Source organism: Acidobacteriota bacterium (assembly GCA_016184105.1).
Lineage (GTDB): Bacteria > Acidobacteriota > Vicinamibacteria > Vicinamibacterales > 2-12-FULL-66-21 > JACPDI01.
On the sequence record JACPDI010000017.1, the window covers coordinates 65509 to 82865 of the forward strand.

13 protein-coding genes are annotated in these 17357 nt (G+C 68.0%); 6 read left to right on the plus strand and 7 right to left on the minus strand.

Features of this window, described 5'->3' with window-relative positions; translation table 11 throughout:
* Positions 1-4: 4 nt before the first annotated feature.
* The 3 genes from HYU53_06835 to HYU53_06845 all read left to right on the plus strand — a co-directional run bounded on the left by HYU53_06835 (position 5) and on the right by HYU53_06845 (position 6440).
* Complete coding sequence (locus HYU53_06835; GenBank protein ID MBI2220909.1) at positions 5-3151, plus strand: multidrug efflux RND transporter permease subunit; 3147 nt, start codon at positions 5-7, stop codon at positions 3149-3151.
* Positions 3144-4439 carry a TolC family protein gene (locus tag HYU53_06840; GenBank protein ID MBI2220910.1) on the plus strand — a complete coding sequence of 432 codons (1296 nt, stop codon included), beginning with the start codon at positions 3144-3146 and terminating at the stop codon, positions 4437-4439. The genes HYU53_06835 and HYU53_06840 overlap by 8 nt, the downstream gene beginning before the upstream one ends.
* Before the next feature lie 99 nt (positions 4440-4538).
* The gene (locus HYU53_06845; GenBank protein ID MBI2220911.1) at positions 4539-6440 is read left to right on the plus strand and encodes an ATP-binding cassette domain-containing protein; all 1902 of its coding nucleotides are present in this window, start codon (positions 4539-4541) and stop codon (positions 6438-6440) included.
* Here HYU53_06845 and HYU53_06850 read toward each other — a convergent pair.
* From HYU53_06850 to HYU53_06860, 3 genes are all read right to left on the minus strand, one after another.
* Positions 6437-6982, minus strand: a complete 546-nt coding sequence (locus HYU53_06850; protein MBI2220912.1) for a DUF4390 domain-containing protein — start codon at positions 6980-6982, stop codon at positions 6437-6439. The two genes, HYU53_06845 and HYU53_06850, sit on opposite strands and share 4 nt — an antisense overlap.
* 28 nt (positions 6983-7010) lie before the next feature.
* Entirely contained in the window at positions 7011-8591 is a 1581-nt protein-coding gene (locus tag HYU53_06855) for a serine hydrolase (protein ID MBI2220913.1), read from the minus strand.
* A 127-nt stretch (positions 8592-8718) separates the two neighbouring features.
* The gene (locus tag HYU53_06860) at positions 8719-9579 is read right to left on the minus strand and encodes an amidohydrolase (protein ID MBI2220914.1); all 861 of its coding nucleotides are present in this window, start codon (positions 9577-9579) and stop codon (positions 8719-8721) included.
* A 61-nt stretch (positions 9580-9640) separates the two neighbouring features.
* Here HYU53_06860 and HYU53_06865 point away from each other — a divergent pair, with 61 nt between their 5' ends.
* Together HYU53_06865 and HYU53_06870 are read left to right on the plus strand one after the other, a co-directional pair.
* The gene (locus tag HYU53_06865; protein MBI2220915.1) at positions 9641-10891 is read left to right on the plus strand and encodes a C4-dicarboxylate ABC transporter; all 1251 of its coding nucleotides are present in this window, start codon (positions 9641-9643) and stop codon (positions 10889-10891) included.
* A gap of 5 nt (positions 10892-10896) precedes the next feature.
* Positions 10897-11280: a hypothetical protein gene (locus tag HYU53_06870; GenBank protein ID MBI2220916.1), complete on the plus strand. Its 384-nt coding sequence runs from the start codon at positions 10897-10899 to the stop codon at positions 11278-11280.
* Positions 11281-11307: 27 nt separating this feature from the next.
* Here HYU53_06870 and betB read toward each other — a convergent pair whose 3' ends face one another.
* From betB to HYU53_06885, 3 genes are all read right to left on the minus strand, one after another.
* Positions 11308-12753: a betaine-aldehyde dehydrogenase gene (gene betB, locus HYU53_06875; protein ID MBI2220917.1), complete on the minus strand. Its 1446-nt coding sequence runs from the start codon at positions 12751-12753 to the stop codon at positions 11308-11310.
* An 87-nt stretch (positions 12754-12840) separates the two neighbouring features.
* Entirely contained in the window at positions 12841-14262 is a 1422-nt protein-coding gene (boxB, locus tag HYU53_06880) for a benzoyl-CoA 2,3-epoxidase subunit BoxB (protein ID MBI2220918.1), read from the minus strand.
* A 30-nt stretch (positions 14263-14292) separates the two neighbouring features.
* On the minus strand, positions 14293-15963 hold the full coding sequence (locus HYU53_06885) for a benzoyl-CoA-dihydrodiol lyase (GenBank protein MBI2220919.1): 1671 nt from the start codon (positions 15961-15963) through the stop codon (positions 14293-14295).
* An 85-nt stretch (positions 15964-16048) separates the two neighbouring features.
* On the opposite strand from HYU53_06885, the gene HYU53_06890 reads away from it, so the two are divergent.
* Positions 16049-16813, plus strand: a complete 765-nt coding sequence (locus tag HYU53_06890; GenBank protein MBI2220920.1) for a helix-turn-helix domain-containing protein — start codon at positions 16049-16051, stop codon at positions 16811-16813.
* Between the two features lie 79 nt (positions 16814-16892).
* Here HYU53_06890 and HYU53_06895 read toward each other — a convergent pair.
* On the minus strand, positions 16893-17357 hold a 465-nt coding region (locus tag HYU53_06895), incomplete at its 5' end, for a short-chain fatty acid transporter (protein ID MBI2220921.1).

Sequence of the window (17357 nt, forward strand, 5' to 3'; positions counted from 1 at the left end):
ACCCATGTTCGTCGACACGTTCATTCGTCGTCCGATCCTCGCGAGCGTGTGCTCGCTGGTGATCGTCATCGTGGGCGTCCTGGCGATCCCGACCATGCCGGTCGCGCAGTATCCGGACGTGGCGCCGCCGCAGGTGAGCGTCACGACCTTCTACACCGGCGCAAACGCGGAGACCGTCGAGACCGCCGTCACGACCCCGCTCGAGCAGGCGATCAACGGCGTCGAGGGCATGCTCTACATGTCCTCGTCGAGCACCAACAGCGGGTTCTCGCAGATCAGCGTCGTCTTCGACGTCACGCGCGACCCGGACATCGCCGCGGTGGACGTGCAAAACCGCGTCAACCAGGCGATGGGACGGCTGCCCGCCGAAGTGCGGCAGACCGGCGTCACCGTCCAGAAGCAGTCGATGAATTTCATCATGGGCGTGGGCGTGTTCTCCGAGCGCGCCGAGTACGACACGCTCTTCATGTCGAACTACCTCGACGTGTACGTGCGGGACGCGCTGAAGCGCGTCCCCGGCGTGGCCGACGCGATGATCTTCGGCGAGCGCAAGTACTCCATGCGACTGTGGCTCGACCCCGTGCGCCTGGCGGCGCGCCAGATCACGGCGGGAGACGTCGTCAGCGCACTGCGCGAGCAGAACGTGCAGGTGGCGGCCGGGAGCGTCGGCGATGCGCCGGCGCGCGAGGGGCAGACCTACCAGATCTCCGTGCGCGCCGCGGGGCGGCTGACCGAGCCGCGCGAGTTCGAGAACATCATCGTGAAGTCCGGCAAGGATGCCTCGCTGATCCGGCTGAAGGACGTCGGCACCGCCGAGCTCGGGGCGGAAACCTATTCGTCCGTGCTGCGCTTCCACGGGTTCGAGGCGGTCGGCTTCGGCGTCATGGCGCTCCCCACGGCGAACGCGCTCGACGTGGAGCGCGGCGTCATCGCCGAGCTCGAGCGGCTGAAGCACAACTTCCCGCCGGGGATGCGTTACGCGATCGCGTTCAACACGACCGAGTCGATGCTGGAGTCGATCACGGAGGTGGTCAAGACGCTCGTCGAGGCGATCATCCTCGTCATTCTCGTGATGTTCGTCTTCCTCCAGAGCTGGCGGGCGACGCTGATCCCGACGCTCACCATCCCGGTCTCCCTGGTCGGAACCTTCGCGTTCATCAAGCTGCTGGACTTCTCGATCAACACGCTCACGCTGTTCGCCATCGTCCTGGCCACGGGCATCGTCGTCGACGATGCGATCGTGGTCATCGAGAACATCGAGCGTCATATCCACCAGTACAGGAAAGGCGCCGCGCACGCAGCGTCGGACGCGATGAAGGAAGTCTTCGGCGCACTGATTGCGACCGCCCTCGTGCTCATCGCGGTGTTCGTGCCGGTCGGCTTCTTCCCGGGCACGACCGGGCGGCTCTACGCGCAGTTCGCACTCACGATCGCCTTCGCGGTCGGCATCTCCGCGTTCAACGCGCTGACGCTCACGCCCGCGCTCTCCGCGCTGCTGCTGCGCGGCGGCCGCGGCGTGGACCAGGGCAAAGGGCGCGTCTTCGGGCTCTTCGAATCGATCATCACGCGGGGCACCGACATGTATGTCGGCGTGCTCCACCGGCTGCTGCGCGTCCGCTGGGCCGTCGTGGCCGCCTTCATCGTCGGGCTCGGCCTGACGTTCATGGCCTACCGGTGGGTGCCGCAGTCCTTCGTGCCCGAGGAAGACCAGGGGTGGTTCATCACCGTCGTGCAGGCCCCCGCGGGCTCGTCGCTGGAGTACACGAGCAACGTGATGAAGGAGGTCGAGCAGCTGCTGATGAAGACGCCCGAAGTGCGGACCGTGTTCACGGTCGTGGGCTTCAGCTTCGGCGGCGCCGCGCCCAACCAGGGCATCATGTTCGTCCCGCTGAAGCCGTTCGACGAGCGCCCGGGAGAGGAGCACCGGCTGCAGGCGGTCCTGAACCGGTTGCGCGGTCCCCTGTTCGGCGTCCAGGGGGCGCTCGTGATCCCGTTCGCGCCGCCCGCCATCGAGGGGATCAACGCGTTCGGCGGGTTCACCTTCGAAGTGCTGGACCAGAGCGGCGGCGACATCAGCCGCCTGGCGCAGGCCACCTACGGCATCATCGGCGAGTCGATGAAATCGCCGCGCGTGGCCGGCCTCTTCAGCTCGTTTACCGCGAACGATCCGCAGCTGGCCGTGGACATCGACCGCGAGCGGGCGCGCAGCCTCGGCGTGCCGATCAGCGAAATCACGAGCGCGATGCAGATCTATCTGGGGTCCGCGTACGTCAACGACTTCGACTTCAACAACCGGGCGTACCGCGTGTACGTGCAGGCCGACAAGGCATACCGGTCGGATCCCAAGGACCTGGGCCAGTACTACGCGCGCACCAACAACGGGCAGATGGTGCCGCTCTCCAATCTCGTCCGCGTGCGCGAAACGACGGCACCCCAGGTGATCTCGCACTACAACCTGTTCCGGTCGGCAGAAATCAACGGCGGCGCGGCGCCGGGCTTCAGCTCCGGGCAGGCGATCGAAGAGATGGAAGCGATCGCCGCTCGCGCCCTTCCCGACGGCTTCGGCTACGCCTGGTCGGGCCTGTCGCGCGAGGAGATCCAGGCGGGGCAGCAGTCCGTGTACATCTTTCTCATTGGGCTGCTCTTCGTCTACCTGACGCTCGCCGCGCAGTACGAATCGCTCGTGCTGCCGTTCATCGTCATGCTGAGCGTCCCGCTCGCGGTGCTCGGGGCGTTGACATTCGTCGGCGTGCGCGGCCTGCAGAACGACATCTACGTCCAGATTGGCCTGGTCATGATGATCGGGCTCGCGGCGAAGAACGGCATCCTGATCGTGGAGTTCGCCGAGCAGCTGCGCGCCCGCGGCATGTCCATCGCCGAAGCGGCGGTGGAAGCCGCGCGGATCCGGCTGCGGCCCATTCTCATGACGTCGCTGGCCCTGATTCTCGGCGTCATGCCGCTCGTCTTCGCGTCGGGCGCCGGACAGGAAGGACGCCACTCGGTCGGCACCACCGTGTTCGGCGGGATGGTGTTCGCCACGTTTCTGAACGTCGCCATGATTCCGATCCTCTATGTCGTGGTTCAATCAATTCGGGGTGAGACGAAACGCGCCCACGATCTCGATGAGGCCGATGGAGGCGCGCATGCGTAGGGCACCGGCGATCTCCGGCCTGGCATGGCTGATCGTGGCCGCGACGGCGCCGCCGGCCGCGGCGCAGCAGGCAGCGATGGATCGACTCACCTTCGACGAGGCGATCGAACGCGCCGTCACGCGCAACCCGACCATCGAGCAGGCGGCGGCGGGCATCCTGCGCGCAGAGGCGCTCCTGCAGCAGGTGCGGTCGCTGTCCCTGCCCACCCTCGACGCGACGCTGACGACGCGCACGATCGGTCCCGTGCAGAAGTTCGCGGGCGAATCCATCAATCCCCGGACACAGTTGACGACGTCCGCCGTCCTCGGTGTCCCCCTGCTGAGGCCGGCGCGGTGGGCGCTCCGCGCGCAGGCGCGGGACCAGGTGCTCGTCGCGCAACGAAGCGCGGCCGATGCGCGCCGCGAGATCGCGGTCGCCGCGGCACAGGCCTATCTCGCCATCATCACCCAGCGGCGCGTCGCCGAGTTGAACGAGCGCGCGCGCGACAACGCCCGCGCGCACTTCGATGACGCACACCAGCGGTACGAAGGGGGTCTGGGCAGCCGCCTGAACGCGCTGCGGGCGCAGCAGGAATTGTCTGCCGACGAAGCGCGCGTCGAAGATGCGCGCCTGGCGGTCCGGCGCGCGCAGGAGGCGCTGGGCGTGCTGGTGGCCGGGGATGGCCCTGTCGATGCAGCCGCCGAACCGGCGTTCGACATTCCGGCTGATGTCATCGCTCCGGCCGGGGCTCCGGCACCGCCGGCCATCGGCTCGCGGCCGGACGTTCGGCTCGCCGAGGCCCGCATTGCCGCAGCCGAGCGGGTCGTCGCCGATTCGTGGAAGGACTATCTCCCGGAGCTCACCGGCGTCGTCAGCCCGCAGCTGCTGACGCCGTCCGGGCTGTTCTTCCCGACGCGAAGCTGGAGCGCCGCGCTGATCTTCTCGGCGCCGGTGCTCGAATTCGGCGAGCGCCGCGGGCTGAAGCGCGAGCGCCAGGCGCGGCTCGACATCGCGCGCGCCGACCGCACCGGAGTGGAGCGACAGGCGCGCGCGGAACTGCGCGCCGCGATCGAAGCCGTGCGCAGCACGGAGCGCGCCCTCGAGCGCACGCGCGCCGCGGCCGAACAGGCGAACGAGGTGGTGCGCATCACCGTCATCGCCTTCCGGGCAGGCGCGACGACGAATATCGAGGTGATCGACGCCCAGCGAGGCGCGCGCGACGCCGAGACGGCCGCCGCAATCGCTGAAGACGCGCTGCGCCGCGCCAGGCTCGAGCTGCTCGTCGCGCTCGGGCGGTTTCCGCGGTGATCAGCAGGCACGAGGCACAAGGCTCAAGGGGGTCGTCCTGAAGCCAAATGCCTCGTGCCCGCTACCTCGTGTCTCGTGCCTCGTGCCTGACGCCTGAGAATGCCCCTCGTCACCCTCGACCGCGTCTCGATTGCCTACGGTCACCTCCCCCTGCTCGACGCTGTGGCCCTGCAGATCGAACCTGGTGAGCGTGTCTGCCTCGTCGGGCGGAACGGCACGGGCAAGTCCACGCTGCTGCAGATCGTCAGCGGCGAACTGCCGCCCGACGCCGGAACGGTCTGGCGGCAGCCGGGCGTGCGCATCGCCCGCCTGGTCCAGGATGTGCCGCTGTCCGACGATCGTCCCGTGTTCGACGTCGTGTCCGACGGGCTCGGCGAGCCGGCGGATCTCGTCAAGGCCTACCACCATGCGGCGATCGACGTCGCGGAGGGCGGCAACGCCGCCGCCCTCGAGCGCCTGGGACGGCTGCAGCACGAACTGGAAGAGCGAGGGGGCTGGACGATCGAGCAGCGCGTGGAGATGGTGCTGGCGCGGCTCGACCTTCCCCCCGACGCCGTCGTGGACACGCTTTCCGGGGGATGGCGCAGGCGCGTGCTCCTCGCGCGCGCGCTCGTCTCCTCGCCGGACCTGCTCCTGCTCGACGAGCCCACGAACCATCTCGACATCGAGGCCATCACGTGGCTCGAAACGTTTCTGGCCGACTTCTCGGGGGCGGTGCTGTTTGTCACGCACGATCGCGCATTCCTCCAGCGCCTGGCGACGCGGATCGTCGAGCTCGATCGGGGCGCGCTGACGTCGTGGCCCGGTGACTACGAGGCGTTTCTGCGGGGAAAAGCGGAGCTGGCGGCCGCCGAAGCCTCGCAGCAGGTGAAATTCGACAAGCGGCTCGCGGGCGAGGAGGCCTGGCTGCGCCAGGGGATCAAAGCGCGGCGAACGCGAGACGAGGGGCGCGTCCGGGCCCTGCTCGCCATGCGCGAGGAGCGTGCGGCGCGGCGGTCGCAGCCGGGTACTGCGAGGATCGGGATCGAGCTCGCGGACCCGTCCGGGCAGATGGTCTTCGAGGTGCGGGGCGTCTCCAAGGCCTTCGGCGACACCGTCGTCGTACGGGATTTCTCGACACGGATCATGCGGGGCGATCGCATCGGCCTCATCGGGCCGAATGGCGCCGGCAAGACGACGCTGCTGCGGATCCTGCTCGGCGAGATCGAGCCTGACGCCGGGGAGGTGCGGCACGGCGCAGGCGTGCAGGTCGCCTATTACGACCAGCAGCGGGAGCAGCTCGACCCCGAGCGCGCGGTGTTTGATGTCATCGGCGAAGGCAGCGACACGGTGACGGTGAACGGCCGGTCGCGTCACGTGAACGGATATCTTCGCGACTTCCTGTTTCCGCCCGAGTGCGCCCGCTCGCCTGTGAAGGCCCTGTCGGGCGGCGAGCGGAACCGGCTGCTCCTGGCGCGGTTGTTCACACGCCCCGCCAATGTGCTCGTGATGGACGAGCCCACCAACGATCTCGACCTCGAAACCCTCGAGCTGCTGGAGTCGCAGCTCGCGGAGTTCCCGGGAACGGTGCTGCTGGTCGGCCACGATCGCGTGTTTCTGGACAGCGTGGTGACCGGCACGCTCGCCTTTGAGGGCAACGGCCGCGTCGCGGAATACGTCGGCGGCTACCAGGACTGGCTCCGCCAGCGGCCCACCACGCCAGAACCGTCCGCGCTGCCCGCGCGCCTCCCGTCAATCGCGCAGCCGGCGGCCAAACCGGCGCCAGGGGCCCGCCGAAAGCTCTCCTACAAGGAGGCGCGGGAACTGGCGGACCTGCCGGCACGCATCGGCGTGCTGGAGGCCGAACAGCGTCGGCTCAACGAATTGGTGTCGTCGCCGGGGTTTTACAAGGAGAGCGCGGCGAGGATCAGGGAAATCCTGGCGCGACTTGAACAGCTCGAGGTGGAGATACGCGACGCGTACGACCGCTGGGAGCAACTGGATTCCAGGGGCGCAGGCTAGCGCAGGAAGGTGAACTTCGCGTGCGCTGACGCCGCGCTCACCCAGCCGAAGACCGACCCGCCGTGGGGCCGCGCCTTGACCCGAACCTCCACGTAATACTCGCGATTCGGTTCGAGCCTGGACGTGCGAAACAGCGGCAGGCGGTCGAGCGTGGTCATGAAGCGCGGCACGAGCGAGGCGTCTTCGGTCACGAGCGCCTCCTCCACGCGCCCGTCGATCGTGCGCAACAGGCTGTGGCGGCGCGTGAGGTTGTCGTACTGGTCGCTGTTGCTGACCACGGCCGTGTCGATCGTGCGATCGACCCACGCGGGCACTTCCATCCGGAGGTCGACCGTGTAGGTGAAGGTCGTCCGCAGGCCGCTCGCGATCGCCGCGCGGACCTCATCGTTGAATGCGTTCGGCAGGTCGCACGAAATGAGGACGCGGTCGTCCCGCACGAGCGGCGTGATCCTGATCGTGTCGGCCGCGTAGAGCGCGACCGATGCGGCCACAACCGCGACGAGGCTCCACGCGCGCCGTGCGTCCTCCGGACGTCGTCTCATCGGAATTCCCTGCGAACTTTACAACGATTCAGTACCGCAGCGTGAGCGCCATGTTCGCCCGCCAGAACGACAGCTGCGGCCTGCCGATGCTCGTGCCCGTCGGGGTGTCTGGCCCGCCGATGCTGCGGAAGTACCGCACGTCCCAGCTCACGCCGAACGTTTCGGTCAGGAAGCCGGTCACGCCGCCGCCCACGTCAAATGCCGGCATCGTCTCGGTGAGCGGCAGCGCGCCGAGCACATCCTTCGTGCGCGCGCGCATCAGCCCGAAGCCGCCGACGAAGTACGGGCGCAGCGTGTATTCCGTCACCCGCTGCGGCGCCGCCACGACCACGTTGCCGGTGAGCGTGATGACACTGCTGCGAACGACCAGCGACGTGCCGCCCTCGAAAAACCCGGGCATGTAGGCGAAATCGGCCTCGACGCCGAGCATCTCACCGAGGACGACCGTGCCTACGCCAAGCGTGAGATGCCTGTTGTCCCGCGCCTCTCCGACGTCGACCAGCGTGGTGTCGCCGCCGAATGTCAGCCCCGCGAACGGCTTCAACTGGCGCTCGGCCGAAAGCTGAGCCGTGGTCGCCGTCAGCAGCGCCGTGACGAGCACATCGCCCGCCTCGAGCGGAAACGACCTCACCAGCCCGTCGCTGTTCGCCAGCGCAATGAACGTGAGCCCGCGCCCCGGCACGCTGATGATGAGCGAAGACGAGGCGTTCTCCCCCACCCCGAATTGCCAGACGATCAGCTCGCCGTTGTAAATCTGTGAGAACCAGCCGAGACCGTGCGGCAGCGGCTGACCGTTGAAGCCCAGCGGGGCCCGCCACGCCCCCTCCAACGTGTCAGGCCGCACGAGTATTCCGCGGCGGAGCGCGACGTCGAACTGCGCGAGATCGCGCGCGCTGGCAATCAGCCCCGCAGAGGGTGACAGCCCGGCCGCGACGTAGTTCGATCGCGTCGCGCGGCCGCGCTTGTCCACCGCATAGGGGACAGCCACGCGCTCCAGAACGCTGCGGTAATGCTCGATCTCTGCCGGCTCGAAGGTCCCTTCGGATCCAGGCGCGAGGCTGATCGCATCCGGTCCGGGCACCGAGTCGAGCATGGAGAGCCGGTTGAGGAGGTTCGCCAGGGTCTCACGATAGGAATCACCCGTGCACATCCGCATGCCCCGCCAGAGCGGCGCGAGCCGTTCCGGACGATAGGCGAACACCAGAAACTCCGGCGCGCCGGACGTGTGGGACAGGAGCTGGCGAACAGTCGCATCCGGCTCCGGGCTGGCGCTGTCGAACCGCGCCACGCGGTCGTCGAGCGACAGGCGTCCTTCCTCGGCGCAGCGCAGCGACATCGCGGCGGTGAATGTCTGAGTGAGGCCGTCGACGTGAAAAGGCGTATCGGGGCGGACGGCGATCGATCGGTCGACATCCTGCAGGCCGAAGCCGCGCTCCCAGGCGATGCCGCCATCGCCGACCACCGCGGCTGCGAGACCAGGAATGCCCGCCTGCCGGGCCAGCGCCTGGAGGTACCGGCCGAACAACTCGAGCGCGAGCTCGTCGGCGCCCGCGGGCACCCGGACTAACAGCAGAGCTGCAACGAGCAGGCCGAAGACGCCTCGGCGCATGGATCTCACAGCATGATACAGCAGCGGTCGCGCCAAGGCACAGCAGAAGAGCATCCGGCCTTTTCGTGGGGTTGGCCGCGGAGCCGTACGCGGATGTGTAATGGGCCGGCGATTTCTGTGACCGGCGCTATCGTTCCGGAAACAGCGCGTCCGCATTCTCGTAGAGCACCTTGCGCTTGGTCTCGTCGCTGAGCGGAAGCGCGAGAAACTGATCGACGTTCTTCCGCATCGACGCCACTCCCGGGCTCGGCCAGTCCGATCCCCACACCGTGCGGTCGGCGATCTCCTCCAGCCTGGGGAACCATTCGAGCAACCGCGACGGCGGTATTCCCGAAAGCTCCAGGTACACGTTCGGGTGCCGGCGCACGACGAAGAAGGCTTCTTTCGTCCAGAGCGGACGCCCACCGTGGGCGAGCAGGATCGTCAGATCCGGAAAGTCGATGGCGACGTCATCGACATCCATCGGGTTTCCGAGGCGGCTCCGCGCGCCTGGGAACACCGATGTCCCGGTGTGAATCGTCACCGGCAAACCGGCGCCCTCGGCGGCCAGGTAGATCTTCGCGAGCGCGTCGAGGCCGCCGGTATAGGCGTTGGCCGCGAACTCCTGGTGGGGCGGATGGATCTTGATGGCGCGAATGCCGCGCTCGGCAAGGTTCGAGACCTCCGCCGCCGGGTCCGCGGTGTGGCGCGGGTGCACCGACCCGAATGCGAGGAGCCGGGAGGGAGCGGCCGACGCGAACTGGAGGGTCCAGTCGTTGACCTCCGGCCCCGGGCCGATCACGTCCGGGCTCACGTAGTTGATCATCCCGACCCGCTCGATGCCTTCCGCGTCCATCAGGCGCAGCAGCGCCGCGGGGTCGGACGAATACGCCTCGATCTCCTCCCGATTCGGCTTGCCGGCAAGAAAGGTCCGGCGCGCCTCGGGACGCAGCAGGTGATAGGGGGCGACGTGGACGTGGAGGTCGATGACGGCGGACACGGCGGACACGGCGGACGCACGGCCGATCCTACCGGAAAGCGGGGCGGCGCCGGGCTATAATCGCCGGCCGGTGCTCACCCCTGCCGTCGCTTCGCTCCTCGCCCTCGCGGCCGCGATCGTCCTGAGCTGCACGACGCAGCTGAACGTCGGCCTGATCGCGATCGCTGCCGCCTGGGCGATCGGCGCGTTCGTGGCGGGCTGGCCCGGCGAAATCATCGCCGCCGGCTTCCCCACGCAGCTGTTCCTCACGCTGGCCGGCGTCACGCTGTTGTTCGCCGTCTCCGACGCGAACGGAACCGTCCACGGGGTTGCGGCGCGTCTGATGCGGCTCGCGCGGGGCAACGCCCGGATCGTGCCGCTCCTCTTCTTTGTCATCGCCATGGCCATCGCGACCGTCGGTCCCGGTGCCATCGCGAGCGTCGCCCTGGTCGTGCCCATCGCCATGGCGCTCGGCACCGAAGCGCGGGTGCCGGCGCTGCTCACGGCGCTGATGGTGGCCAATGGCGCCAACGCGGGAAACCTGTCGCCGTTCAGCTCCGTCGGCGTGATCGCGAACACGAGGATGGCGGCCGTGGGGCTCGGCGGGCACGAATGGAAGGTGTGGGGAGCCAACTTCACCGCCCACCTGCTCGTGGGGCTGGCGGCCTGGGCGATGTTCGGCGGGCTGCGCCGCTCGCGCGGCGAGCGGGCCCACGCGGGGGCCTCCGCGCCGCCGCTTGGCTGGCGTCAGGCGCTCACGATCGCGGCGGTCACGGCGTGGATCGCCGCCGTCGTGTTCTTCGGCGTGCACGTCGGGTTCTCCGCGTTCGCGGCCGCCGTCCTGCTCGTCGTGGCGAGGGCCGCTGACGAGACCGCCGCGGTGAAGCGGATGCCGTGGAGCGCGATCCTGATGGTGTGCGGCGTGTCGCTGTTGATTGCCGTTCTCGAGAAGACGGGCGGCATGGATCTGTTCACGCGGCTGCTCGCGGGGCTCGCCACGCCCGCGACCATCAACGGCACGATCGCCTTCGTCACCGGCACGATCTCGACCTACAGCAGCACGTCGGGCGTGGTGCTCCCCACGTTCCTGCCGACCGTGCCGGGGCTCGTCGCGCGCGTCGGCGGCGGCGATCCGCTGGCGGTCGCGCTCAGCATCAACGTCGGCGCGTCGCTCGTGGACGTCTCGCCGCTCTCGACGATCGGCGCGTTGTGCGTGGCCGCCGTGTCCGACCCGGCGCTCTCGCGCGACCTGTTCCGCCGCATGCTGATCTGGGGGCTGGCGATGACGCTCGTCGGCGCCCTGCTCTGCCAGGCGTTCGCCGGCACGTTCGCGCGGCTGTAATCGCCATGGCGCTCGCCGATCTGTTCGCACACACGTTCGAGACGCGCCGCGGCGAAACGGCGCTCGAATGGAAGGGGCGGGCGTTCACGTTCGGAGAGATCGACGCGCGCGCGTGGCGCATGGCGCGCGAGATCGAGGAGCTGCTGCTCGAACAGGGCGCCGTCGCGGACGCCGCAGTGGTCGGCGCGCCCGATCCGGTGCGCGGCGAGGTGCCCGTCGCCTATCTCGTCCTTGCGCCGGGCGCGACGCTCGACGCTGCGGCCCTCGAGGCCGCCTGCCGGCGCAGCCTCGCGTCATTCAAGATCCCGCGCGCCTTCATCGCCGTCGGCCACATCCCCCGCACGGCGCTCGGAAAAGTGCAGAAGCATCTGCTCGGAGGAGGTCAGTAGCGGCCGGTGGCTCCCGACCCTTGACCACTACAGATTCAAGTCCACCCACACGCTCTTCACCTGCGTGTAGTGCTCGAGGGCGTGGACGCTCATCTCCCGGCCGAACCCGCTCTGCTTGTAGCCGCCGAAGGGGGCCGCCGTGTCGTAGACATTGTACGTGTTCACCCAGACGGTGCCGGCCTTGAGCTTCCCCGCCACGTGATGCGCCTTCTTGATGTCCCTCGTCCAGACCGCGGCGGCCAGGCCGTACTGCGTGTCGTTGGCCTTCGCGATCGCCTCGTCCAGGTCGGCGAACTCGATTGTCGCCAGCACGGGCCCGAAAATCTCCTCGCGGGCAATCGTCATCTCCGGGGTGACGCCGTCGAACACGGTCGGCTGGAGGAAATATCCCTTGCCCGTGCCGATGTCCGCGCGCCCTCCGCCGGCGACGAGCGTGGCGCCTTCCCTTTTTGCCGTTTCAATGTAGCCCAGCACTCGCTCCATCTGGGTCTTCGACGCGATTGCCCCCAGCTTCGTCTTCGGGTCCAGGGGATCTCCGGGCGTCATCTTCCTGGTGCGCGCGGCCAGCTTCTCCATGAACTCGTCCTTGATGGACCGGGCGACCAGCAGGCGCGAGCCCGCGGCGCACACTTCCCCTTTGCCGTAGAAGATCCCGACCGTTGCGCCGCGGATCGCCGCCTCGAGATCGGCGTCGGGCAACACGATGTTCGGCGACTTGCCGCCCAGCTCCAGCGTGATGTGCTTCAGCGTGTCTGCGGCGCTTCGCATGATCCCCTTGCCGGTGCTCGTGTCCCCCGTGAACGCGATCTTGTCGATGCCGGGGTGCTCGACGATCGCCTGCCCCACGCTCGACCCCGGGCCGGTGATGACGTTGAGCACGCCGGGCGGGAACCCGACTTCCTGCGCGATTTCGCCGAGCGCAATCGCCGTGAGCGGCGTCTGGCTCGCGGGCTTCAGGATCAGCGTGTTGCCGCACGCAAGCGCCGGCCCGACCTTCCAGGATGCGAGGAGCAGCGGAAAGTTCCACGGCACGATCGCCGCCACCACGCCGACTGGCTCGCGCAGGGTGTAGGTGAAGTAATTTCCCTTGACGGGAATCGTCTCGCCATGAACCTTGTCCGCCCATCCGGCGTAATACTGCAGGCACTCGGCGGCGGCGGGGATCTCGACGTGCCGCGACTCGGTAATCGGCTTGCCGTTGTGGAGCGTCTCGAGCCGCGCAACGTCGTCCACCCGTTCCATCAGGCGCTCGCCCAGCTTCCACAACAGCCGGCCGCGTTCCCGCGCCGGCATCTTCGCCCAGGGACCATCGAGCGCCGCGCGCGCGGCCCTGACCGCGGCATCGACGTCCTCGCGCGTGGCCGACGCCACCTCCGCGATGACTTCTTCCGTTGCGGGGTTGATGACCGGCACGGTCTTCCCGCCGGACGCGTCGACCCACTGGCCGTTGATCAGGAGCTTCTTTCGTTCCACGTGGCGATCCTCGCAGAGGACGTAAGGGGGACAGTCACACTTTCCCGGGCCCCTGCTTCGGAAAGTGTGACTGTCCCCCTTACGTCCTCAGAGCTCCGTCCTCACGTATTCGAAATCAACCGGCTGCCGGTTGATGCCGCGGGCTGGCGGCGCGATGTAGTTGGCGTACACCCCCGGCTCGTACACCGGTTCGGCCATGATGCTGAGCAGGTACTCGCGATCGCGTTCCGAGGGCAGCCACTCGTGCTTGCGTCGCTCCCACTCTTCTTCCGAGAGCGGCGTTCCATGCGGGTCGAAATGCGCGGCGGAGAACATGCCGATCTCGCGGTTGAACTTGCGGTCGGGCAGGCGCAGCCGGTCCGCCATGCCGTGCCGCTCGAGGATCTTATTCCATCGGTCGACTCCCGCCTGGCAGTCGCCCACGTACCAGTCGCGCAGGACTTCGTTCATGACCTGGCGCATCGGGACGGCCCGCTGCCCGAGCGATCCGTCGCTCAGCACCTGCAGATGATAGTGGCGATCCTCGCTGACGACGTGGTCGTCCCAGCGGGTTTCCTGGGCGCGCCCCTTGAGCCCGTTGGCGAAGTAGGCGGCGGCGTTGTTGGAGATCTCGTTGCCGTGCAGGTCCAGGCTGCGGCTGAACCACAGGTTGATGTGCTTCTGGATCGTCGGCACATCGATGCCGCCCAGACTGCGGACATCCTCGGAGAACCCCGCCTCCTTCATCAACTGACACGTGCGCTCGAGGATGCGCCCCACGCCCGTCTCGCCGACGAACATGTGATGCGCCTCTTCGGTCAGCATGAACCGCGTCGTCCGGGACAGGGGATCGAGCGAGCTTTCGGACAGCGAGAGCAGCTGCGACTTGCCGTCACGATCCGTGAACATCGTGAACATGAAGAAATCCAGCCAGTTCTCGATCGGATCGTTGAACGCCTCGAGGATGCGCGGCTTGTCGCGGTTGCCGCTTTGTCGATCCAGCAGTTCCTCGGCCTCGTCGCGCCCATCGCGACCGAAATACGAGTGCAGCAGATAGACCATCGCCCAGAGGTGCCGCCCCTCCTCCACGTTCACCTGGAACAGGTTTCTGAGGTCGTACACGCTCGGGCAGCGGTGCCCGAGCCAGCGCTGCTGCTCAACGCTGGCCGGCTCGGTGTCTCCTTGCGTGACGATGAGCCGTCGGAGCTGGTTGCGGAACTCGCCCGGCACTTCCTGCCAGACCGGCCGGCCGAAGAAGTCACCGAACCCGACGCGACGATCGTGCACCGGGTCCGCGAGGAAGATCCCCCAGCGGTACTCCGGCAGCTTGACGTATTCGAAGTGCGCCCACCCGGACGGATCGACGCTGACGGCGGTGCGTACGTAGACCTGGTGGTAGTCCTGGAAGCCCTGCGGCCCCATGTCGCGCCACCACTGGATGTACTTCGGCTGCCAGTGCTCGAGCGCGCGCTGCAGGCGCTTGTTGCTCGAGAGGTTGACGTTGTTTGGAATCTTCTCGGCGGAGATCATTCGGTCCCCCTGCCTCGCCTCTGGCCTCTGCTAACACCGGTTCCAGTCGAACTGCGGCCGCGCGCCCGCCGTGCCGTACGACGTCAGCGCGCCCTTTTCCCCGACCGCGTTCGGCCGCTGGAAGATCCAGTTCTGCCACGCCGTCAGGCGCCCGAAGATCTTCGTTTCGAGCGTTTCCGGCCCGGCGAATCGGAGGTTGGCCTCCATCCCCGTCAGGGCATCCGGAGAAAAGGCGGCGCGCGCCTCCAGCGCCAGGCGGATCTCGTCGTCCCAGTCGATGTCGTCTGGCGCGAAGGTGACGAGGCCGGCCTCCTCCGCCTGCTGCGCGTCGAACAGACCATCGTGCGCCAGCACGCGATCGACCGCCGCCGGGTCGGCGAGAAAACGCGTCTCCAGCCGCGAGAGCCCGTTGCCCATCGGCAGCAGCCCGGCGTTCATCGGCGAAAGCGCGATCGCATTCTGCAGGTCCTCGTCCGCACGCATGTAGCTCCGGTCGCAGGCGAGCGCCAGCTCGAAGAGCGACCCGGCAAACGCGCTGCCCGGCTCGATGAGCGCGAAGAGGCTGCGCGAGGTGAGGTCAACACGTTTCAGCGTGCGCTTGATGAAGTGGACGATCTCGCGGACGAGCCAGTGGTCCCGATGTGCGGCGAGCGCCCGATCGGACGCGAGGACGCGCTCGACAGGGCCCTCGGTGCGGAAAATCACCGTGCCGATCGACGGCTCGTTCATCCGGATCCGCAGGATGGCGTCATCGAGCTCGCGGAACGCGCGCAGCGCCCAGAACCGGTCTCCCATCGCGGCAATGGCCTGCGGCGTGTCCGGCTGGTCCTCCTCCGGCGCGCGCACGACGACGGTGGCCAGGCGCTTCTCGCGATCGATCGCCAGCGTGACGGCGGAGTACGCGACGAGGTCGGGCGACACCACGGGATTCAGCGGCGTGAGCACGATGCCGGGACCGCTGTCCGGCCGATCGGAGAGGTTGGCGAGCGCCCGCGCGCGCGCCTCGACGGCGTCCTTGAACCGGCTGGCCGGATGAACGGCGTCCACGAGCCGCCATTCGACCGCGCGCTTGCCCTTGATGCCTTCGGTGAGCGTGCTGAAGAAGTCGGCACGATCGCGCCGCACCTTCCGCTTGTCCACGACCCGGGTCAGGCCGCCCGTACCGGGCAGCACGCCCAGCAGCGGCGTCTCCGGCAGGCTCACCGCTGAATTCCCATCGTCCACGAGCAGGATTTCGTCGCACGCCAGCGCCAGCTCGTAGCCCCCTCCGGCGCAGATGCCGTTCAGCGCGGCCACGAACTTGAGCCCGGAGTGCGCGCTCGCGTCCTCGATCGCCAGGCGCGTCTCGTTGGTGAACTTGCAGAAGTTCACCTTCCATCCGTGCGTGGAGCTGCGGAGCATGTAGATGTTCGCGCCCGCGCAGAAGATGCGCTCTTTCAGGCTGGTGATGACGACCGAGTGCACCTCGGGATGCTCGAACCGGATGCGTTGAAGGGCGTCGGCGAGCTCGATGTCGACGCCGAGGTCGTACGAGTTGAGCTTGAGCCGGTAGTCTGTCGACAGCCCGGCATCCTCGGTGACGTCCATCGACAGCCGGGCGACGGGACCGCCGAACGACAGCTTCCAGTGGCGGTACTTGTCCGGGGACGTCCCGAATTCGACACGTGTGGCGGGTACGGTGCTTTGGCTCGCGGCTGCCATGGCCCCTGAGCGTAATTCGCAGACGGACGGGTGTCAAGGCACTATAGTGCTCCCACCCAGCGTCAGAGGTGATATAGTGCACTACGTGCTCAGCGCTGATCAGCTGCTCGACTCTCTCGGGCGCCGGGTGCGTGCGGCGCGAACCGCGCGCGGGTGGACGCTGCGCGAGCTGTCGGAGCGTTCGGGCGTGTCGCTGCGCTTCCTCGTGCAGCTCGAGGCGGGCGACGGCAACATCTCGGTGCGCCGCCTGACGTCGGTCGCCTCGGCGCTCGAGACGACGCCCGGCGTGCTGCTGGCGGACGGCAACGTGGCGGGGCCGGAAGCCACGACGGTCATTGCCTTACTGGGACTGCGCGGTGCCGGGAAGACGACTGTGGGGCGGCGGCTCGCGCGCCGGCTCCGGATGCGGTTCGTCGAACTTGACCAGCGCATCGAAGAGATCGCCAACCTGACGCTGAGCGAAATCTTCTCGTTGCACGGCGAGGAGTACTACCGGCGGCTCGAGCGCCAGGCGCTCGCCCAACTGCTCGACGGCCCGACTTCCCTGGTCATTGCCACGGGCGGCGGCATCGTGACCGCTCCCGAGACGTTCGCCCTGCTCCGTCGCCAGGCCCGGACGGTGTGGCTCAAGGCGACGCCGGAGGATCACTGGAACCGCGTGGTGAAGCAGGGCGATCGGCGGCCGATGGCCGACCATCCGCAGGCCATGCGGGATCTGCGCGACCTGCTCGCCGCCCGCGAGCCGCTCTACTCCGCCGCCACGATGACCATCGACACCTCGGGCCGGACAATCGGGGAGGTGGTGCGCGCGGTGGAGGCGGGGGTGCGGGTGAATGGGGAGGTGCGATAGGGTTCGAGGGGTTCGAGGGGTTCGAGGGGTTCGAAGGGGTTCGAGAAGTACCTTGTGCCCGGCGCCTCGTGCCTCGTGCCTAGAGATTCACTGGAATCAGCAGCATTGCTACAACGCTAATCACGGCACACACCAGAGCGACAAGGCAAGTGTAACCAAGGATGTCACCAAACCGCAGGCGCGTGACCGCCAAGAGCGGGATCGCCCAGAACGGTTGAATCAGATTCGTCGTGGAGTCACCGTACGCATAGGCGAGCAGCGTGGTAGTCGCCGACACGCCCAGCTCCCGGGCTGCCGGCAACAGGTAGGGCGCTTCAATCAACCATTTCGAGCCCGCGGACGGCACGAAGACATTCATAAAAGCGGAATAGATGTAGACGATCAACGGATAGGTGTCTGCGGTGGCCACTCGGACGAATAGCTCTCCGAGCCAGCTGCCCAAGGCGGTGTTGTTGATCACGCCGAAGATACCGGCGTAGAAGGGGAACTGCAGGATGATGCCCGACGCGGTCCCGACTCCGCGGCTGACGGCACGCACCAGATT